20 protein-coding genes are annotated in these 19,979 nt (G+C 56.7%); 12 read left to right on the forward strand and 8 right to left on the reverse strand.

The window, feature by feature from the left end:
- The first annotated feature begins 24 nt into the window (after positions 1 to 24).
- The 3 genes from wrbA (at position 25) to ACR2TX_RS11480 (ending at position 1,513) form a co-directional block, all read left to right on the forward strand.
- Entirely contained in the window at positions 25 to 636 is a 612-nt protein-coding gene (gene wrbA / locus ACR2TX_RS11470) for an NAD(P)H:quinone oxidoreductase (RefSeq protein WP_077727900.1), read from the forward strand.
- Between the two features lie 52 nt (positions 637 to 688).
- Positions 689 to 925, forward strand: a complete 237-nt coding sequence (locus tag ACR2TX_RS11475; RefSeq protein ID WP_077727901.1) for a galactosyldiacylglycerol synthase — start codon at positions 689 to 691, stop codon at positions 923 to 925.
- 114 nt (positions 926 to 1,039) lie between these two features.
- Positions 1,040 to 1,513 (forward strand): DUF2231 domain-containing protein, encoded by a 474-nt coding sequence (locus tag ACR2TX_RS11480; protein WP_077727902.1) that lies wholly within the window; start codon positions 1,040 to 1,042, stop codon positions 1,511 to 1,513.
- 21 nt (positions 1,514 to 1,534) lie between these two features.
- Here the strand turns inward: ACR2TX_RS11480 and ACR2TX_RS11485 are convergent, their stop codons facing one another.
- Positions 1,535 to 1,927: a DoxX family protein gene (locus ACR2TX_RS11485; protein WP_434132206.1), complete on the reverse strand. Its 393-nt coding sequence runs from the start codon at positions 1,925 to 1,927 to the stop codon at positions 1,535 to 1,537.
- 15 nt (positions 1,928 to 1,942) lie between these two features.
- Entirely contained in the window at positions 1,943 to 2,329 is a 387-nt protein-coding gene (locus tag ACR2TX_RS11490; RefSeq protein ID WP_240502351.1) for a DUF504 domain-containing protein, read from the reverse strand.
- 131 nt (positions 2,330 to 2,460) lie between these two features.
- Here ACR2TX_RS11490 and ACR2TX_RS11495 point away from each other — a divergent pair, with 131 nt between their 5' ends.
- From ACR2TX_RS11495 to ACR2TX_RS11510, 4 genes are all read left to right on the forward strand, one after another.
- Positions 2,461 to 3,231, forward strand: a complete 771-nt coding sequence (locus ACR2TX_RS11495; RefSeq protein ID WP_434132208.1) for a GGDEF domain-containing protein — start codon at positions 2,461 to 2,463, stop codon at positions 3,229 to 3,231.
- A complete protein-coding gene (locus tag ACR2TX_RS11500; protein ID WP_434132211.1) occupies positions 3,228 to 6,035 on the forward strand; it encodes a class I adenylate cyclase in 2,808 nt (935 codons plus the stop codon). The genes ACR2TX_RS11495 and ACR2TX_RS11500 overlap by 4 nt, the downstream gene beginning before the upstream one ends.
- 108 nt (positions 6,036 to 6,143) lie before the next feature.
- Entirely contained in the window at positions 6,144 to 7,919 is a 1,776-nt protein-coding gene (locus ACR2TX_RS11505) for an SLC13 family permease (RefSeq protein WP_077727907.1), read from the forward strand.
- 32 nt (positions 7,920 to 7,951) lie between these two features.
- Positions 7,952 to 8,965 carry an FAD:protein FMN transferase gene (locus ACR2TX_RS11510; protein ID WP_434132213.1) on the forward strand — a complete coding sequence of 338 codons (1,014 nt, stop codon included), beginning with the start codon at positions 7,952 to 7,954 and terminating at the stop codon, positions 8,963 to 8,965.
- A gap of 5 nt (positions 8,966 to 8,970) precedes the next feature.
- Here the strand turns inward: ACR2TX_RS11510 and ACR2TX_RS11515 are convergent, their stop codons facing one another.
- From ACR2TX_RS11515 to ACR2TX_RS11525, 3 genes are all read right to left on the reverse strand, one after another.
- Positions 8,971 to 9,393, reverse strand: coding sequence for a hypothetical protein (locus ACR2TX_RS11515; RefSeq protein ID WP_077727908.1), 423 nt, complete (start codon positions 9,391 to 9,393; stop codon positions 8,971 to 8,973).
- A gap of 118 nt (positions 9,394 to 9,511) precedes the next feature.
- Positions 9,512 to 10,213, reverse strand: coding sequence for a TVP38/TMEM64 family protein (locus tag ACR2TX_RS11520; RefSeq protein ID WP_086133068.1), 702 nt, complete (start codon positions 10,211 to 10,213; stop codon positions 9,512 to 9,514).
- 215 nt (positions 10,214 to 10,428) lie between these two features.
- Complete coding sequence (locus ACR2TX_RS11525) at positions 10,429 to 10,776, reverse strand: hypothetical protein (protein WP_240502352.1); 348 nt, start codon at positions 10,774 to 10,776, stop codon at positions 10,429 to 10,431.
- Positions 10,777 to 11,163: 387 nt separating this feature from the next.
- On the opposite strand from ACR2TX_RS11525, the gene rtcA reads away from it, so the two are divergent.
- Together rtcA and polX are read left to right on the forward strand one after the other, a co-directional pair.
- Positions 11,164 to 12,237 carry an RNA 3'-terminal phosphate cyclase gene (rtcA, locus tag ACR2TX_RS11530; protein WP_077727910.1) on the forward strand — a complete coding sequence of 358 codons (1,074 nt, stop codon included), beginning with the start codon at positions 11,164 to 11,166 and terminating at the stop codon, positions 12,235 to 12,237.
- 9 nt (positions 12,238 to 12,246) lie between these two features.
- A complete protein-coding gene (polX, locus tag ACR2TX_RS11535) occupies positions 12,247 to 13,971 on the forward strand; it encodes a DNA polymerase/3'-5' exonuclease PolX (RefSeq protein ID WP_434132216.1) in 1,725 nt (574 codons plus the stop codon).
- A 215-nt stretch (positions 13,972 to 14,186) separates the two neighbouring features.
- Here polX and yihA read toward each other — a convergent pair whose 3' ends face one another.
- Positions 14,187 to 14,813, reverse strand: coding sequence for a ribosome biogenesis GTP-binding protein YihA/YsxC (gene yihA, locus ACR2TX_RS11540; protein WP_086133070.1), 627 nt, complete (start codon positions 14,811 to 14,813; stop codon positions 14,187 to 14,189).
- On the opposite strand from yihA, the gene ACR2TX_RS11545 reads away from it, so the two are divergent.
- From ACR2TX_RS11545 to ACR2TX_RS11555, 3 genes are all read left to right on the forward strand, one after another.
- Positions 14,812 to 15,540, forward strand: a complete 729-nt coding sequence (locus ACR2TX_RS11545; RefSeq protein ID WP_434101741.1) for a c-type cytochrome — start codon at positions 14,812 to 14,814, stop codon at positions 15,538 to 15,540. The genes yihA and ACR2TX_RS11545 overlap by 2 nt on opposite strands.
- Positions 15,541 to 15,697: 157 nt before the next feature.
- Positions 15,698 to 16,345: a DsbA family protein gene (locus ACR2TX_RS11550; RefSeq protein WP_156879481.1), complete on the forward strand. Its 648-nt coding sequence runs from the start codon at positions 15,698 to 15,700 to the stop codon at positions 16,343 to 16,345.
- 65 nt (positions 16,346 to 16,410) lie between these two features.
- Positions 16,411 to 17,238, forward strand: coding sequence for an endonuclease/exonuclease/phosphatase family protein (locus ACR2TX_RS11555; RefSeq protein ID WP_240502353.1), 828 nt, complete (start codon positions 16,411 to 16,413; stop codon positions 17,236 to 17,238).
- Positions 17,239 to 17,418: 180 nt separating this feature from the next.
- Here the strand turns inward: ACR2TX_RS11555 and ACR2TX_RS11560 are convergent, their stop codons facing one another.
- A complete protein-coding gene (locus ACR2TX_RS11560; RefSeq protein WP_077727915.1) occupies positions 17,419 to 18,654 on the reverse strand; it encodes an ABC transporter ATP-binding protein in 1,236 nt (411 codons plus the stop codon).
- 90 nt (positions 18,655 to 18,744) lie between these two features.
- Entirely contained in the window at positions 18,745 to 19,539 is a 795-nt protein-coding gene (locus ACR2TX_RS11565; protein WP_077727916.1) for an FRG domain-containing protein, read from the reverse strand.
- Positions 19,540 to 19,979 lie beyond the last annotated feature (440 nt).

The following is a 19,979-nucleotide window of genomic DNA, read 5'->3' on the forward strand; positions in this document are numbered from 1 at the left end:
ATACCCCACAGTCAAGGAGGAAACATGGCTGTCAAGCTCGCGGTCATTTACTACAGCGCCACCGGAACCACTTACCGATTGGCGCGCGGTATCGAGGAAGGGGCTGAGCAATCGGGCGCCGAAGTGCGTTTTAGGAGGGTGCAGGAGCTCGCTCCCGAGGATGCCATTGCGTCCAACCCTCTTTGGGCCGAGCACCGGCAGGAAGCTCGGGATGTGGAGGAGGCGAGCCTGGACGATCTGGTGTGGGCCGATGCCATTGTTTTCGGGACACCGACCCGCTACGGACTGCCTACCGCTCAACTCAAGCAGTTCATCGACAGGACGGGACCTTTGTGGACTCAAGGACAATTGGTGAACAAGATCGTCTCCTCGTTTACCAGTACCGCGACGCCTCACGGCGGGCAGGAAACGACGATCGTCGCCCTCAACAATACCTTCTATCACTGGGGCGCCATCATCGTCGCGCCGGGCTACATCGATCCCATACAGTTCCAAGCCGGGAATCCTTACGGTGTATCGTTCACGAGCAACAACGGGCAGCTCAAGCCGGACGATGTGGCCATGGCCGCGGCAAAATTTCAGGGCAGGCGCGTGGTCGCGGTAACGGCGCAGTTCCTTGCTGGTCAAAAACAGTAGTAAGCCGACCGGAGCCGGTTAAATGGCTCAGCGAGCGGTTGGAGAAACAGCCATGGTGAAGCTTCACGACAAGGAAACCGGCGCGTTCGTCGGAGAAATCAGCGACCAACAGCTTCAACAGTTGATGGATGTATTGGAGGAAGAAAGCTCGATCGACAGGGACTATTTCGTCAATCGAGCCCAGCTGGAGTTTTTGGAGGAACAGGGACTCGATAGAGCGTTGATCGGTCTGCTGCGGACGGCTTTGGGTAACAGGGAAGGCATGGAGATCGTTTGGGGGAAATCATGAATCGAGGGGTCGCTTAGGCGTATCGCAAGCCGCCTTCGATACGGCTGCGATTGCCGCGGTGACTTTTCAACTCATCAAATCGTGCGACTGGTGTTCCAGTTCCAAGGAGGCAGTATGCAAAGCAAAGCTAAGATTCTCGGCCACCCGGCCCATCCGATACTGATCGTATTTCCGCTCGGGTTGCTGTCCACAGGTGTTGTCTTCGACATCATTTATCTGATGACGGGTTCGCCGAGTTTTGTGACGGTCGCCTTCTGGATGATCGCGGCAGGAATCATAGGCGGGCTGATTGCTGCGCCGTTCGGCTTGATCGACTGGCTGGCCATACCGCCCAATACCCGCGCCAAGTATATCGGACTGATGCACGGTGTCGGCAATGTGGTGGTACTGCTGCTTTTCATCGCCAGTTGGTGGCTCCGGCGGAATATCGATTTCCCCGGAGCTTGGGCCTTCGTTCTGTCGTTTGCTGGTTTCGCATTGGTCTTGATCACCGGATGGCTGGGCGGCGAATTGGTAGACCGGCTGGGCGTCGGTGTCGACGACGACGCCGATCTGAACGCGCCGAGCTCTCTGCACAAAACGCACTGATCAGATGGGACCGGGCAAATCTCAATACCGGCCCTGTCGCTTGTCCAAACTCAGATCGCCGGGGCCATGGGAAAAAATGACCATGAAGCCTCCGGCGATCGCTATGTTCTTCAAGAACATGATGGTTTGCACCTTGTCGCCGAAATTAAGGTGGAAGAGCAAGGCCGCCGCGATGGAGAAACCGGCGAGGGCTAGGGCAAACCACCGCGTGTACCAGCCGATCATGATGGCTATCGCGCCTCCGATTTCCAATGCGATAACCAGCGGCAGCAGCATGCCCGGTACCCCTATCGATTCCATGTAGGTTTGGGTTCCGGCAAAACCGCCGATCTTGTTGAAGCCCGACAACAGAAAGATGATGGACATGAAAATTCGTCCGATAAGTTCTGCGTAACGAGACATATTCGCGGACATGCGGCCCCCTTTGAATTAGTGCGTACGTTGCCAGATAAGCTCTCCGTTTCGATATACCACTTTAATGCGGTGGAGTGGAATAGTGTGCGTTTCACCTTCGGAATCGGTGAGTTCGAATACGCCGGGGCGATCCCCAGGAAAGTCGATCCGTTTTAACGGTGTCACCACAATCGTCTTTTCGATGCGGTCGTAGTAGCCGATAGCGAATTCGGCCCGCGCGAAGTCTTCATCCCAGCGGATGCGGTTGAGTAGATCTCGGATGGGAAGCATCGCCGTAATCTGTCGTTTCGATCGCTCTTTATTAATCAGGCCCGTAAATACCCTCCTGGTATTTCGGGCCGCCGCCCAGGCCCGGTACACGCCCGGCCTGGGCTCACGCGGCTTGTCGCCGCGCCGGGGCATCCCTGCCCCGGATTAACCCGGCCTATATTTATAGGCCGGGTTAATAGACCGTTACTCGGGTCGTGTGGCGGGCAGAACTTTCGCGGCCGATTAAAATTAAACCTGTTGAATCGAATTTAGTGAGTAACCCCATGCAGAAAGCCTTGGTCGAGGCGCTGGATCGGGCGCCGATGGGCGTTGCGATTATGCGGGATCGGCGAATTTTATGGGTGAACGAACGTTTGGCCCAGTGGTTCGAATTGGCGCATCATTTGGACGGATGGGCCCCGAAGACTGCGGAGGATATCGGGCTGGCCGTTCTGTTCGCTGGCGACGATAGGCTTTGCGTCACGCGCGGTGGCGAGCAGTTTTGGCTGCAGCGCGAGTGCGCCGCTCTCGCCGACGGCAGCGAGGCTTATTTTTTCCAGGATGTGACCGAAAACGTGCGGATCGAAACGGCTCGCGGCCGTCTTCAAGAATTGGTCAACACCCTGCACACCAAGGACTCGGAAACGGGGCTTCTGAACCGGAACGCGATTCTTCAGGCTTTGGAAGGTCACGTGAGCCGCAGCCGGCGCTATGGCAATGCCTTGTCGGTGATTCGCGTCACCCTGCAGCCGCCCCGTGGCGCATCGCTGCCGGAAACCACGCTGCGCGAATTCGCTCAGGAATTCAATGCGCAGCTGCGATGGGCCGACCAAATCGGCCGCCTCGATGAGACGGCTTTCCTTTTGATTCTTCCCGAAACCGTCCGCACCGATGCGGAAGCGCTTGCCACCAAGTTCGGCGCAGAACGCGTGGCCTTGGCCGGCGCGGAAATGTGGCGGATCGATTGCGCGGTCGCCTCCTGGCAAAAAGGAGACGACGCGCGAAAACTCATGCAGCGTCTTCATTCCGAGCCATACGGACCGAAATTATCGTGACAGCGACCACTTTGCGAGCGATAAGGCTCGGCGGACCCGGCGAGGAAATCGATCGGAAGAGTTTGGCCGCCATCGTTCGGCGCTTCCAAAACCTGCATCGGCTTCAGTTGCAGCGCATTCAGGAATATCAAACGCCGCGTCAGCGGGATTTTCTCGATTTGTTGCCGCTCTTGTTTCACTGCAATCACCCGATGCTGCCCGGTTACGTCTCGTCCGAGACGCCGGCCGGCATCCAGGACTATGTTCCCGCGCGCCGGACGCTGCTCGCCGTCAGGCGGCTAACCAAGAGTTTCGAATACAAGCGGCGCGCGCTGACCGAATATCCGATCCATGGCATATACCTGATGGGCAGTGTCAGCAGTGTTGCCTATTCCAGGAAAAGCGACCTCGATATCTGGCTGTGTCATTCGGGCTCGTTGGACGAAAGTCAACTGGACGAATTGCGTCGCAAAGCGGCCGGCGTGGAAAAATGGGCCCAATCCCTTGGATTGGAGGCCCATATCTTCTTCATCGATAGCGAACGGTTCCGTCTCGGCATCGGCACCCCGATTTCTTCCGAAAGCTGCGGCAGCGTGCAGCATCATCTGTTGCTCGAAGAGTTCTACCGCACCAGCGTCTGGCTGGCCGGTCGCGCCACCGCCTGGTGGCTGGTGCCGCCCGACCAGGAGGCGCGGTACGGAGAATATCTGAACCACTTGAGAGAAAAACGCTTCGTCAACGAAAACGATTTCATCGATTTCGGAGGGCTTGAATATATCCCGCCCGACGAATTTCTCGGCGGCACGCTGTGGCATTTGCACAAGGCGATCGATGCACCGCACAAGTCATTGCTCAAGCTATTTCTGATGGAGAGTTACGCCAGCCAGTATCCCCACACCCGATGGCTCTGCGCCCGGTTGAAGGCGGCGGTGTACGAGGGGAGTCTGGATGACCGCGAGCTCGACTCATATATCCTCATGTATCGGGACGTCGAGCGTTATTTTTTGGCGGGGGGGGAGCGCGAGCGGCTGGAGTTGGCGCGGCAATGCTTTTATCTCAAGCTCAACGAATTGGTGAGATTTGGCGGGGGCACGGAAGCGGAGAAACGCCGTCGGCAAGAGATTTTGACCGCCATGGTCCACGCCTGGGGATGGCCGCGTCAACGCATCCGGGATCTGGACGAGCGGCGTCACTGGACCGTGGTCAAGGCTTTGCAGGAGCAAAAAGTCATCGGCCACGAATTGACCCGGAGTTATCGAACCGTGAGGCAGTTCGCGGCGGAGCATTCCGAGATCGGAGGTCCGGCCGGAGAGGAAATCAAGCTTTTGGGGCGCAGACTTTCAGCCGCTTTGGAGCTTAAACCCGGTAAAGTGGAAAGGCTGAGCCTCGATAGCGGCGACTGCATCGAACCTAAAGATTTCTCAATGCACGAAGTCCGCCTGGCGGACGGCGAAATGGGATGGATCTTATACTCCGGACGGGTGGCATCTGCGGATGCGGGCAAGGCGCCATATCTGAAAAAGGCGCGCAGCCTGGTCGAGCTTTTGGCCTGGCTGTCGTTCAACGGACTTTACGATCGGAGCGCCAACCTCTTTCTGGAAACCGTCGAAAGCGCATTGACGCTTTTGGAACTCAAGAACAATTTGCGTGCGTTGAACCGTTTTCTCGCGTCGCACCAGAGCGAGCCGGAACATCTGGACGACTACGGCCGAGCCCCGCGCGTGATTGCCGCAGCGTTGTTCGTCAACCTGGGGATCGACGTCGATGCCGAGCGCCGCGACGGAATCAGACTGGCCAGCGATCGTCATGATGCGCTGAGTTATGGCTACGAGCGGACGAACCTGATTCATCAAGTCGATGCCGTCATTTTGACGTCGTGGCGGGAAACCCTGGTCAAGCGTTACCAAGGTTTGGTCGGATTCCTCGATTGTCTGGCGGATCTCATCAACGAATCGCTTTCCAATGAATCGCACGTCGAGTGCTTCTGTTTCGTTGCCGGGCGGGCCCGAACCATCGCCCTGAGAGTTCAGGAGCTTTATCGGGATTTGAGGGCGGCGTTTTCGAGTTCGGACCGATCGCTGCGCTATATCCTGCGGGGCGGTTCGGAATTCTACCTATTCGATAATCAGGGAACGAGCGTCCGTTTTTGGGGCGTACCCGACGTGGATCGCTTGTATAGCGAGCTGTCCGCTCCCCGATCTATGTTTTCGCCGGTCATTTTCGATCGCGCCGCCCTCGAAAATGACCCTTTGCCTTTGATATACGCTCATAATCGGCCGGGAGTTATTCAAATCTTTTGCCAACCGGAATCCTCGCAGGTAAAGGTTTACATTCTGGACGAGCGGGGTTCGTTGTTCTACCGTAGCCACGAGGCGGTCGGACCCCAACTCTTGCTGGGGCCTTATGCCTCGTTTCTCGGCGACATCTTGCAGCGCTATGTACTGGCCGCCGGCGGGATCGAATATTACGTGGTGGAACATCAGGCGTCCGGCGGATACAGCGTGAAATCCGCCGGTTTCCAGCCCAACCCGGACAGTCGCATGCTGGAAATTCGAGTATTCGCTCAAGAGACTGCGCCTGGCCGCGTGGCCTACACGATTTTCTGCAACGACTCGGAGTTTTCTTCCATGGATGCGGGACAGGACGTATTTTCCATGGCGGCGGCCCATATCATGCGGCTTCGTCAGAGCGGGGAACGCTATCCCATCTATATCACCGACATCGACTTGCCGCTTTCCATTCTGGGCGTGGACACGCCGGAAGAGCTGCAAACCGTTCACTTTCTCAAATTCAAAGAGAAGGTCGAGGAACGCTTGAATGCCTGATTATCTGTTATAAAAAAAAGTGTTTCTATTCTTTTTTGTAATTTGAATCCCGTCTAAAATGGGCCGTTTTTCAACGGCAACGATCTTTCCCGAGGCAAAAAAACGGTTATGGGTGGACAAGCTTGGCTCGCGGTCGGCGTGGTTTTGGGGTGCTTAAGCTTAATGCTTTTCACGTCCGCCGCGCCTGAGCTGATACTGCTGGGCGGAGTCGTGATGCTACTCGTATCCGGTGTACTGACGCCGGATCAAGCCTTGAGCGGTTTTTCCAACGAAGGCATGATTACCGTCGCGCTGATGTACGTGGTGGTGGCCGGTATCCGGGAGACCGGTGGCGTCGATATGCTGGTCCAGCATGTGCTCGGGCGTCCGAAGTCCCTGCGGGGGGCGTTGCTGAGGCTGATCGTGCCGGTCACGTCGGTTAGCGCCTTCATGAACAATACGCCCTTGGTGGCTGTTTTTCTGCCTGCCGTTCTCACCTGGGCCAAGCGCCTGCAAATCTCGCCTTCGAAACTGCTGATTCCGCTGAGTTACGCGGCGGTCGTCGGCGGAACGATCACTTTGATCGGCACCAGCACCAACCTGATCGTCAACGGGCTTCTACTGCACAGCAATAGGCCGGGGCTAGGATTGTTCGACATCGCCTGGGTTGGTATTCCGTGTTCGATTCTCACGATGATCTACATTTTGTTGTTGGCGCCCAAGCAGTTGCCCGAGCGCAAACCCGCCAGCGCCGTGTTCGAAAATCCCAAGGAATATACGGTCGAAATGTCGGTCGAGGACAATGGAGCCTTGGTGGGTAAAACCATCGAAGAGGCCGGTCTTCGCCATTTACAAGGGCTCTATCTGGTCGAAATCGAACGTGGCGATGAAGTGTTGGCGGCGGTCGGACCTTACGAGCGCCTCCAGCCCGGCGATCAACTGGTTTTCGCGGGCGTGAGCGATTCGGTGGTGGAATTGCAGCGGATCAAGGGTCTGCTCCCGTCGGCCGACAAGTCGTTTACCCTGGAGGACAGAAAGCACCGCGAGCGCGTATTGGTGGAGGTAGTCGTTTCGCCGCAATGCGCGCTGGTAGGCAAAACCATCAAGGAAGGCCGTTTCCGCATGGTCTACGGCGGCTCGGTGATCGCCGTGGCGCGCAACGGTCAGCGTATCTCCGGTAAAATCGGCGAAATTCGCTTGGAGCCGGCGGACACGCTGTTGCTCGATGTCCGCCCGCCTTTCCTGGAGCGGCATCGGAATTCCAACGATTTTCTTCTGATAAGTCAGGTATCCGAGTATTTGCCGGTTCGTCACGAGCGTGCAGGCATGGCCTGGTTGATTTTGGCCGCCGTGGTGCTGAGCGCTTCTTTCGAATGGTTGAGCATGCTGAAAGCGGCCCTGCTCGGTGCGGCCGCCATGCTGCTGACGGGGTGCTGCTCCGTGCCGACCGCCAGGAAAAGCCTGGACGGTCAGGTGTTGCTTGCCATAGCGGCTTCGTTCGGTCTCGGCAAAGCCCTGGAGGTATCCGGTGCGGCATCGGGAATCGCGCAGGGTTTTCTGAATCTCGCCGGAGACAATCCGCTTTTGGTGCTGGTGCTGTTTTATTTCTTGACCGTCGTGCTGACCGAACTGCTCAGCAATAATTCGGTAGCGGTATTGATGTTTCCCCTGGCTTTGGCCATTGCCGACAAACTGGATGTCAGTTTTTGGCCGTTCATCGTTGCCGTAATGGTCGCGGCGTCCATGGGCTTTTCTACCCCGATCGGCTATCAGACCAACTTAATGGTTTACGGTCCCGGCGGTTATCATTTCAGCGATTTCGTTCGCTTCGGCGTTCCTTTGAACATTCTGATGGGGATCGTGGCGCTGAGTATCATTCCCTGGGTGTGGCCGTTTCATCCATAGCACCGGCCGCACGTTTCATTCGGTTTTTTCTCATGACGTTTCGATACATCTCTTGTCTGCTGATCATCTTAAGCTTTACCGGCTGCGAACGAGCGGCCGAAACCGAGCTTTCCGGGGCGATTCAGGGTACGACCTACCACATCAAGATGGTGATGGATAAGGTCGAGGCGACGCCGGAACAGGTCAAGACCGACGTCGAAGCCGTATTCAAGCTGGTCGACGAAAAACTGTCGAATTGGCGCGAGGACTCGGAAATTTCCCGAGTGAACCAGCAGAAAACGACCGACTGGATTTCGGTCTCTTCGGAAATCATCCGGCTGGTGGCGATCGCGAAGGAGATCAACCAGCGCTCGGCAGGCTGCTACGATCTTACGGTAAAGCCCTTATTCGATCTGTGGGGTTTTTCCAAGCACGAAAACCGGGTGCCGGAACAGGGCGAAATCGACCGGACCTTGGCTCATGTGGGCATGAGCAAATTGGAAATCGATGCGGAAAACGGGCGTATCCGCAAATCGGATCCCGAACTCACCATCGATTTGTCGTCCATCGCGCAGGGCTATACCGTGGCCGCCGTGGCCGATCGGCTCGAAAGCCGGGGGATTCACAATTATCTCGCGGAAATCGGCGGCGAGATGAAGGTCAAGGGGCGCAAAGCCAACGGGGCGGCTTGGCGGGTGGCTATCGAAAAGCCCACGCCGCTGGTGCGGGAGGTCCAGCGCATTCTGGACATCCATCAGGAAAACGGCGCGGCCGTGATGACGTCCGGTACGTACCGAAACTTTTTCGAGTCGGGCGGGCAAGCTTACTCCCATATCATCGATCCGAAGACCGGTCGTCCCGTGACCCACAATCTGCTGTCCGTCACCGTTCTGCATGACGATCCGACTTTGGCGGATGCCTGGTCGACGGCTCTGTTATGCGTGGGTGAAATCGAGGGAGCCCGGATTGCCGAAACGGAGGGACTTAAAGCCCTGTTCATTTACCGGGACGGTCAGGAACTCAAGGAGCATATGAGCAGCCAATTCATGAGTGCTCCCGCGCCTTAGTTTTTTTAGATCCCTGAGCCCCGCCGCTTCGGTTCGGAAGTACGTTCCGTGCGCGGTTCGGCCATCATGTGCTCGCCGAAATAATACAGGATGTGCGAGGCGCCCAGGTAAACCAAGGCGAAGACGAAAATCTGGCTGATGGGCAGGTCGTTGAGCATGGCGTACAGCTCGACGCCGCCTGCGGTCAGAAGAAAGATGAGTCCCATGAGCAGCGCTTCGATGCGGCTCCCCCGGCGATAACGGAAGTACCACAGCACTATCTGGCTGATCAATAGATAGCCGACGACGATGAATAGGTTGTTCCGCATAGGGCCGTAGAATCCCTCCGCTTCCGGAATGACGAGGTTGAGATTGCCGAGGACAGCGATACCGCCCAGGATCGACAACCAGACGGCAAAATGGAAATTGAGGGTGATCGCGCGGTTCATGGATTTTTCCGATCGCTTGTTGAATGGCTCGTTCCTTCGAGAGAGCGGGAAGGCGATGAGTTCCCGACCCTGTCAAGACGGTGGAACCACGTTTGCCGTATCGTTGCGGCCGCGTCGTTTACTCGGGTTCAGTGTGGTTTTTTCGTAATAGAGCGGGAAGCACGATCAGGAGGCCGAGGAGCGTAAAGCTGAGAATCACTTCCGGCGACCAGATATCTTTGATGTCGCTGATTTCGCCCAAAGCCTGTCCCAAGTTGACGTAAACGAAACTGCCGGGAATGACGCCGATCAGCGTGGCGAGGAAATAGGTGCGGGCAGTAATGTTGGTTACGGCCGGCGCCAGATTGACCAGCCAGAACGGAAAAAGCGGAACCAGTCTCAGGAAAAGCAAATAGCGGAAAGCGTCGCCCTCGAATCCTTTCACGATTTTCGTAGCCATCGGAGACTTCGACAATTTGGCGCGGGCGAGGTCGGCAAAAACGAAGCGTGCCGCCAAAAACACCAGCAAAGCGCCCAGGGTCGACGCGATCACCGTCACCAAAGTGCCCAGCCAACGTCCGAACAGCAAACCCATCGTCAGCGACAGTATCGCTCCACCCGGAATGCTGAATGCCGTCGAAGCGACGTAGAGGGATGCCGAGGCGAGCAGCATGAGTAGGTAATGCCGCTCGGTAAATTCTATGAGCCGATCACGATTTTCCTTGATGAATTCGAGGCTAAACCATTGATTTCCTCCGAGAGCGAAGAAGGCGGACAGCACGGCGACGAACAGCAGGACCAGTCCGATTCTGCCGTAGAAGCGCTTTAGTTGGTCGGGCATGACGCGTTCTCCGGGGGAAGCCGAGGTCAGTATACAGGCGGTCGGAGTAACGCGAAAATTGGGCGACAGACTGCTTCGCCGAGTCCGTTTTCAAGGAAGCGCTACTGAACTCGACGGGTATTCGCGAACCATCTTTTTCAGGCGCGATGGCCGAAAAGAATGGTATCCGTGTTTCCGCCGGCCCGCCCGGCGGTCGGGCAGGCCGGCAAGTGAAATTACCGCTTCATTCCGTTTTTCAGCGCGTTGAACAGGGCATTGCCTGCAACCGTGTTATCGCTGCCTACCAAAACCATGATCATCAAACCGCCGTCCGTCTTCAAACATTCAACCACTCCGGTGATATGTTCGCTCCATGAGCGGACCGAGTCCTCGTCCTTGCTGATTCTGCCTGCTTTCTCGGCGTTTAATATCGATTCGCCCTTGTTGACGCAATCGGCTTGACTCATGGTTCCTCCGTCCAAGTGATCCCACCACATGCTGGGTGCTGCTGCGGAGGCGTTGAAGGGCAGGCTGCTCATCAACAAGCAGGCGAAGAAGGGAATAACGAAGTTTCTTGTGGACATGGGAAAATCCTCCTTGGTTCTGTCCGGTGAGGGCCAAATCGGTCGGTGACCCTCATTCCTAGAGACTTATTAACCCGGCCTATAAATATAGGCCGGGTTAATCCGGGGCAGGGATGCCCCGGCGCGGCGACAAGCCGCGTGAGCCCAGGCCGGGTGTGTACCGCGGCCTGGGCGGCGGCCCGAAATACCAGGAGGGTATTTACGGGCCTGATTAATAAACCACCACCGCCCCGGTGGTTTCTATCCTGGGCAGCATTCGCTCGGCAGTCTCGGGAAGTATGCGGCGCCTTGCCTAGCATCTTAATTAAGCCACCGAGGAGTATTTCATTGCAATGATGAACGCTCGTTCTATTGATCAAAATTCTTGAGGAATAGATGACTGAGACCATGGATCGCATCGTTATTGACGGTTCCTACGGCGAAGGCGGCGGGCAAATTCTTAGGACCACGCTCTGCCTGTCCACCATTACCGGCCGTCCGGTACGTATCGAAAACATCCGTGCGAGGCGGAAAAAGCCGGGATTGGCTGCCCAGCATCTGACGGCGGTGTTTGCGGCGGCTAAGCTTTGCGATGCCGAGCTGAGCGGGACCGAATTGGGTTCCAGGACTCTGACGTTCACGCCGCGGACAAAGCCAAAGGCCGGCGACTATCTCTTCGATGTCGCGAAAGCGAGGCAAGGCGGCAGCGCGGGAGCAGTGTCGCTGGTACTGCAAACGGTGCTGCTGCCTTTGGCGTTGACCGAAGGCGGCTCACGGGTCGAGTTGCGGGGCGGAACGCACGTGCCCTTGAGCCCGCCGTTCGATTATCTTCATGACGTGTGGCTCCCTTATTTGAAGCTCATGGGCGTACGCGCCGAACTCAGTCTGGAACGATCCGGCTGGTACCCGGTCGGAAAGGGTGAAGTGCTGCTGGAGACGAGAGGAACCGGAGTAGGAACGAGAAAGAGGCTGCACTCTCTTAATGTGCCGGATCGAGGCGAACTCGTCGAGATTTCCGGCCGGGCGCTTGCCGCCAATCTTCCCGAGCATGTGGTCAAACGCATGGCGGACCGAGCAGAGACCATACTGCGACGAAAAAACATGTCTTGCGAGATCGACGCAGTTTCCGTTCAGGCGGCCTGTCCGGGGGCGGGGATTTTCCTCGTCGCGCGCTACGAGCGTTCTCTGGCCGGTTTCAGCGCCTTGGGCGAGCGGGGGAAGCCGGCGGAGCAAGTCGCCGAAGATGCCTGCGCAAAACTGTTGGAGCACCATCATACGAATGCCTCGGTGGACGAGCATCTGGCGGATCAATTGGTGTTGCCTTGCGCTCTGGCCGACGGCGAGTCCGTTTTTTCGGTCGATCCGATGACCCGGCATCTTTCGACCAATGCGTGGGTGGTGGAGCGTTTCGGTATCGCCGAAGTCGAATTGATATCGACCTCGGCCACCGCCGGTTTGGTGCGCGTCTTTCCGAATCCGTGAGTACCCGCTATGCCCGTCCGTAACGCCGACATTGCCGCGATCTTCGAGGAAATCGCCGATCTTCTGGAAATCGACGGTGCGAACGTGTTTCGGGTCCGCGCCTATCACAACGCGGCCCGCATACTCCAGGAATTGGGCAAGGACGTTCGCGCGATGGTGCAAAAGGGCGAGGACCTGACCGAATTGCCGGGCATCGGCGCCGACTTGGCCGGCAAGATCAAAGAAATCGTCGACACTGGCCACTGCAAGACGCTGGACGAGCTTCACAAACGGCTGCCGCCGGCCATCGCGGAACTTTTGAAAATCCCCGGATTGGGTCCAAAGCGAGTCAGAGCGCTCTACCGCGAACTCGGTATTCAAACTCTGGCTCAGCTTCGGCGTGCGGTACGCGATCATCGAATACAGGCACTTCCCGGCTTTGGTGAAAAAACCGAGATGCACATCGCCGACGCGCTGGAGGCTCATGGTGGCGGAGCCGGGCGTTACACGCGCGTCGCCGCCGAGCAATACGCGGCGCCTTTGCTCGATTATTTGAACGGGGTTCCCGGCGTCGAGCGGGTTGTGATTGCCGGCAGCTATCGCCGTGCCAAGGAGACGGTGGGCGATCTCGACATCTTGGCGGCGGCGGAATCGGGAAGCCCCGTAATGCAGCGTTTCGTCGAGTACGAGGACGTTGCGGAGGTTTTGTCACAAGGTCCCACGCGCGCCAGTGTGTTGCTGCGCGGCGGACTGCAAGTGGATTTCAGAGTGGTTCAGGCGGAAAGCTACGGCGCGGCTCTGCATTATTTCACCGGCGGCAAAGCGCATAACATCGCCATTCGGCATTTGGGGCAGGAGAGAGGCCTAAAAATCAACGAATACGGGGTGTTTCGAGGCGACGAGCGGGTTGCGGGCGATACCGAAGAATCGGTCTTTGCCGCTGTGGGATTGCCCTTTATCCCGGCGGAATTGCGGGAAGATCGGGGCGAAATCGAAGCGGCCCGAGCGGGTCGTTTGCCGAAGCTGGTCGAACTGTCCGATCTCAAGGGCGATCTTCACGCCCATACCAAAGCATCGGACGGCCACAATACTATCCCGGAGATGGCTGAAGCCGCGAGATGCCATGGCCTGGAATATCTCGCCATCACCGAGCATTCCCGCCGGCTGACGGTAGCCCATGGGCTGGATCCGATCCGCTTGCTCAAGCATATGGACGAGGTCGATCGGCTGAACGAAACCTTGGACGGCATCGTTCTCCTCAAGGGCATCGAAGTAGACATATTGGAGGATGGCGATCTGGATTTGCCGGACGATGTGCTCAGCCGGCTCGATATCGTCGTCGGTGCGGTACACAGCCGATTCGATCTGCCCCGGAACAAACAGACCGAGCGGATTCTTCGCGCGATGGATCATCCCTATTTCACCATTCTGGCGCATCCCTCCGGGCGATTGATCGGTCGCCGAGAGCCCTATGATGTCGACATGCTTCGCATCATCCGCAAGGCCAGAGAGCGAAGGTGTTTTCTCGAGCTCAACGCTAATCCGGAGCGCCTCGATCTTGCCGATACTCATTGCAAATTAGCCAAGGACGAGGGTGTGCTGATCAGTCTCAACTCCGACGCGCACAGCACCCTGGACTTCAGGAATCTGCGCTACGCCGTCGGACAGGCCCGACGCGGCTGGCTGGAGTCCCGTGACGTGCTGAATTCCCGCAGCTTGAAGGAACTGCGTCTGCTGCTTCGCCAGACCTTTTAGCGTCCGAAACGAGGCGCATCGTCTCCCGAAAAGTGAGAGCTCATGACAAAGCGGTTGAACTTTTATCCATAGGGGCGGTCACAACGATTAAGTGTCAGGAACGACGCGAACTACTCATCTCCTCCCTTTGAGTAGTGTCATTCGCCCGGCATCCCCCCCAAGCCGGGACTTCGCTCCGAGGTATGTCCCCCCATTTGCCTCGGAGCTTTTTCTTTTTATGGGGCTTTGGCCTCTTGCGATTGAGGTATCTCCAGCCAGCGGTCCAACACGGACCAGGCTTCCTCCAATCCAAACCGCTTGAGTGCCGAAAAGAGCTGAAGGCTGACCGTTAATCCCTCTTGCGCGTTCAATTCGGCTTCAACCTTGCGCAAGGTTTGGAGCGCAGCCCCCCGGCTGAGTTTGTCCGCCTTGGTCAAGGCGATGTGCAGCGGAAGCTTCCAGTGATGGCACCACTCGATCATGCGGTGATCGAAAGGCGTCAGAGGATGGCGGATGTCCATCACCAGAAATACCCCGCGTAATGATCGGCGCTCGCTGAAATAAGACTCCAGAGCCTGGCGCCAGTTCTTCTGGATCGCCTCGGGTACCTGGGCATAGCCGTAGCCGGGGAGATCGACCAATCGTCTCTGATCGTCCACTTGGAAAAAATTGAGCATCTGGGTCCGCCCCGGCGTTTTGCTGACCCGCGCCAGCGATTTCTGCTGCGTGATGACATTGATCGCGCTCGATTTTCCGGCGTTGGAGCGGCCCGCGAAGGCGATTTCGAAGCCTTCGTCCGGCGGCGCATTTTTTACGCTCGGCGCACTCGTCAGGTACCGGGTATTTTGATAAGCGGTTTTCATGAGAATCGAATCGGGAAAGCTGTTGACTTTTGTAGTCTACCTGTATTTGATTGGCGCTCTAAAAAACGAGCCGCAGGTCGGCGTGAGAGAACTTTATTTGGTTTGCCAGAGCGAGGAGTCAATGATGGGGAAGTGTGCATTATGGGTTTGTTTCATTTTGTTGAGTGGTCATTCCCTCGCTTATGCTCAAGGAAATGCGGCGGCAGGAAAGGAAAAATCGGAGCCCTGTGCCGGTTGCCATGGTGACGACGGAAACAGCAATGCGCCTATATTTCCCAAGTTGGCCGGTCAGCATGCTTCATATCTTGCGAAGCAGTTGCACGAATTCAAAAGCGAGAAAAGAGCCAATCCGACCATGACCGCGATGGCTGAGCCTCTGTCCGACGCGGATATAGACGACATCAGCGCTTACTATGCCCAGCAAAAGACCACGCTGGAAAAGGCAGAGGCGCCTAATCCGCTAGGAGAGACGATTTACCGCACCGGCAATGCCTCGTCCGGCGTTCCGGCTTGCGCCGGTTGCCATGGCCCGGACGGCGCCGGCAATCCGTCCGCGAAATTTCCTGCTCTGCGCGCCCAGTACGCCGCTTATCTCGAAAAGACTTTGAGTGATTTCAAGGCAGGTGCTCGAGCCAACGATGCAAATTCTATCATGCGCGCGATCGCGGCTAAGTTGAGCGACGAAGAAATTACCGCTGTGTCCAGTTATACGTCGGGATTACGATGAGATCCGCCAGTCGAAATCGCTCATTTTTCGGTATTGTCGGCACATTTTTTATGGTTTTCGGTTTAAAATCCCTACCATTGGGCGAGTCCGGGCGAAAGTTCGGCTCGATTCTCGATCATTTTTGCGGTTCGGATCATTTCAGAGCGGAGCTTGTTTAATGAAATCGGCGTTGAGTTTGCTGGCTTGCTTGGTGTTGTTTTCGGCTACGGCTTTTGGAGCGGCTAAGGCGGAGGAGTTCAAACAAGGCGTCGATTACGAGTTGGTGAATCCGCCGCAAACAACTGTCGATCCCTCCAAGGTCGAGGTCATGGAGTTCTTCTGGTATGGCTGCCCCCACTGCTATCACTTCGAACCGGATTTAAATGCCTGGCTGAAGAAGAAGCCGGATAACGTGGTTTTTATTCGACAACCTGCCGTTTTCAATGCACGCTGGGCGGCTCACGCCAAGGCATACTATACGGCCGAAGCGCTCGGGGTACTCGATAAGGTCCATGCCGATTTGTACGACGCCATCCAAAACAAGAAGCAAGCTCTGGAGAGCGAGGCGGAGTTGGCCAAGTTCTTCGCCGACCATGGCGTCGCCGACGGCGATTTTCGCAAGGCCTATAAATCGTTTGCCGTGGATACGAAGATGAGGCAGGCCGAAACCATGGCGGCGCGCTACGGTGTGACGGGAACGCCCAACGTCATTGTCAACGGGAAATACCGAATCGCTCCTCAGCAGGCCAAATCGTTTCCTCGGATGATCGCTATTATGAACGATTTAATCGAAAAGGAATCCAGTGGGGCAAAGGGTGCCCAATAATTGTGTTTACATGAAAGAATCAACATTATGCAGCCGGGGTTACCGGCGAGCAGGTTGGGGGTATCGTGTCACTTAGTACTGTCATGACATCTCGGGCTGTTGCGAGTTCTTTGGAGGCTACTGCGCCGATTAACAAGCGGCGTGTCAGATTCGCAAGTTTCAATATTCAAACGGGCATCACAACGTCCAGTTATAGGGACTATATCACCGGAAGCTGGCGGCACATCTGGCCCTCTCAGAAGAGACTTCCGAATCTGATTCGAATCGCTCATCTTCTCAAGCCTTTCGATATCGTTGGTCTTCAGGAAGTCGACGGCGGCGGCGCACGCAGCCATCACATCGTTCAAACCCAATATCTCGCGGAAACCGCCGGTTTTGCCTATTGGCACAACCAGGTCAACCGACGCATCGGCAATCTGGCCCTGCACAGCAATGGGCTGTTGAGCCGCATCAAGCCCGACTTCATTCATGACTATAAGCTCCCTGGCCTGCCCGGTCGGGGCGCCTTGCTGGCCCGCTTCGGGGCGGTGGGCGACGATGCGTTATATCTGTGTATTCTGCATCTGGCGTTGAGCAGGCGTGCCCGGCTCAAGCAGATCGCGTTTATCAGCGAATTGATCCGCGATCTGTCGTATGTCGTTTTGATGGGAGATCTGAACTGTGAGCCGAATTCGCCGGAGCTCAATCTTTTAACTTCCGCAACCGAGCTCTGCGACCCGATGTGTGAGTTGAAGACATTTCCGAGCTGGCGCCCGCATAAAATGCTCGATCACATTTTGGTAACGCCGAGTCTTCAAGTGACGAATGTCCAGGTGATCAATTTTGCCTGCTCGGATCACCTGCCCATCGCGATGGAAGTCGAATTGCCCGATCAGTTGGCGGTCGCTGCCTGAGAGGCCGCACCGGAGGTAGGTCGGCAATCCCTTGTTGCGGGCTATGTGTGCATTTTGGATGTAAGCCGCAGGTCGACAGCAGGTTTGTCGGCACAGGATTGCCGACCTACGACTTATTTTGGCCTGACTTCTGGGGGGCGTGCCGAGTTCTCAATTCGCACCGCTGCGGCGAAAATTGTACTAGCCCATCCCATCCGCACCCGAGACTGTCGCATTCATCACAAATAGTCCTTCGTAAGCTCGCTCGTCTTTCTGGGTGACGGTCAGCGTCAGCAGACTCCCGCAATAGCCGAGCCAGCCTCCGGCCGAGGCGAAGCCGCCCGCGACGCGGTAAATTCCGGGCGTCAGCGACAGGAACGGCAACGTTAGCCGTAACTGTCCGCCAGCCGGTTTAAGTGAACCCCGGTTGCCCTCCATTTCGGAATAGATGGAAGCGAGCAATATGCCGGTCTGGGTCCAAAATTGGAGCACTAAGCCGGCGGATTCCACCGGTACCGCGGCAGCATAGCTCAGTTCAAAATCCACGGATTGCCCGGTGAAAACCTTCACGCTGTCCGTGTTTTCCTGTCCTTTGACTGCTAACGTTCGTATCGAAGCCGCTCCGGTAAAATCCGCCGGCATCTCGGGAGCGTTTTCCAACGGCTTGAGTTGCCGATTGAGATAGCCTATCGATTCGTAATACTTGAGAAACAGCTGGTCGGTTTCCCCGAACGCCAGCGCCTCGCCATCGAAGAGGAGCAGGCAGCGGTCGGCTACATGCCGAATATTCATTTCCGAGTGGGATACGAACAGAATCGTCGTCCCGTTGTATTTAAGGCTGTTGAGCCGCTCCAGGCAACGCAACTGGAAGGCGACGTCGCCAACGGCCAGGACTTCATCGACGAGCAGGACATCGGTCGGGACGCAGGTGGCGATCGAGAATTCGAGTCGTGCGTACATGCCGTCGGAATAATGCTTGACCGGCGCGTCGATCGACTTTTCCAGTCCGGCAAAGGCTACGATGTCGTCCAGTTTGGCGTCGGTTTCCCGTTTGTCGAGTCCCAGTTGCGCACACTGGATATAAATGTTTTCCCGGCCGGTCAGCATGGGCTGAAGCCCCGTGCCTAGGCGGATCAAGGACTTGATCTTACCGCGCATGGCTATGCGGCCTCGATCGGGCCGGTAATCCCGATTCACCAGTTTCAGCAGCGTGCTCTTTCCGGCTCCATTGGGGCCGATGATTCCGATGCATTCGCCGACCCGTCCGGCAAAGGAGACATCGCGTAACGCCCAAAACTCTTCGCTTCGCAAACGCTCCAACGGTTTCAGGCGGAGCATGCTCCGGGATGCGTCTTGGAAGCCATAGAGCAGATCGGCTTTCAGTGACCGGCGAAATTTTTTTCCGACGCCATCGAACAGAATTGCTGGCTGAGACACGGTTGGTCTGGATTGTGAAAACAAGTAAGGCGTCAGCGATTAAAGGCTTGATGTAAGGCTGTAAACGCGATGCTTAAGCCGGCTGTCCGTTTAGTGCGTACGGCAGGGACCCGGTCCGTAATAGCGTTTCAACCATCGACTCAACCCGTCGAGGCCGGGGAAGAGCATCCGTTCGGTGACGTTGTCCTGATCGAGTTTGTCCCGTACTTCCCATTTAATTTCTTTCGGGATGATGATGCGGTAATAAAGGGCTGGATGATTCAAAAGAAATTCGCTGAGGACCAAGGTTGCGCCGGGCATTGCCGACATGATCGCGCCTTGGTTGACGATGCGGGCGTCCAGCGACGGCGGCTCGAAGAACAGCACGAAGCGGCCATTCTCGGCCAAGCGGTCGAATTCGTCTAGAGACTGGATGAATTCCAGCATTTCGACCGAGAACAAAAATGCGGATTCGCGGTTGAGCACTTCGCGAAGCTTTTCCGGCAACAGGGATCGGGCCTCGACGACATTGATGCACCAGATCGCAGCATCCCGGTCGTAATATTGCTCCTCGGCAGTGGCAAAATGCACCGCGACCTTAGGCGAAATGGTCCAATCCAGAAGGCGGGTCGGTAAGCCGTAGTGCTGAGCAACGGCCAACTGCACCCAGAGCGTTTCCGCCGGTATGGATCCGGGCTCCGCATATTTCCGGAAGCCCCGCAACATCGGCTTCTCGACGTTGATGTAATCACCCCCGAGCCGCAACAGGCTGTTTTCGAGTCCCCAAGAGGCGTCGGCCAAGCCTCGGTAGACGAGATCCGATCGATAACGTTGAAGAGCATTTTTCGGGATGTCGTACAGAGCCCGCATCAGCTCGGACCAATTCGCAACTCGAATGTCGTTCATGACGTTTTCCATGTCGGGGGGAGCAGGCGATGGTCAAGAGATATCGATTCGTATCGTAGAGCACATTCTAGTTCGATGTACCGACTATGGGGTACACTTCCTTACGCCCATCTTGCAGATCGCTTAGGGCACCTTGGTGTAGGGCGCATTAGCTTTAGCGTAATGCGCCGAATGGGACGGCTCCCCATGCGGCGGAATACGCGAGTACGCTACTCCGCCCTATACCAGCTTCGACAGGGCTCAGGACACGCATCGTTCTTCGCAGGCCCAGCCCATCCTATACCGGCCATCATTGGAAAGCGGAAAGCCGCACAAAACAGGATTCCACTAAACGGCCGGAACAATAGCATGCCGCGCTTGTGTATACTCTACGAAGCAGCAAGATGCGTGTGTCTCAACGGGGGGAATCCGGATGGCTGCTCTGTTGGTCGCAAAACACA

This window comes from Methylocaldum sp. GT1BB, assembly GCF_051027545.1.
GTDB lineage: Bacteria > Pseudomonadota > Gammaproteobacteria > Methylococcales > Methylococcaceae > Methylocaldum.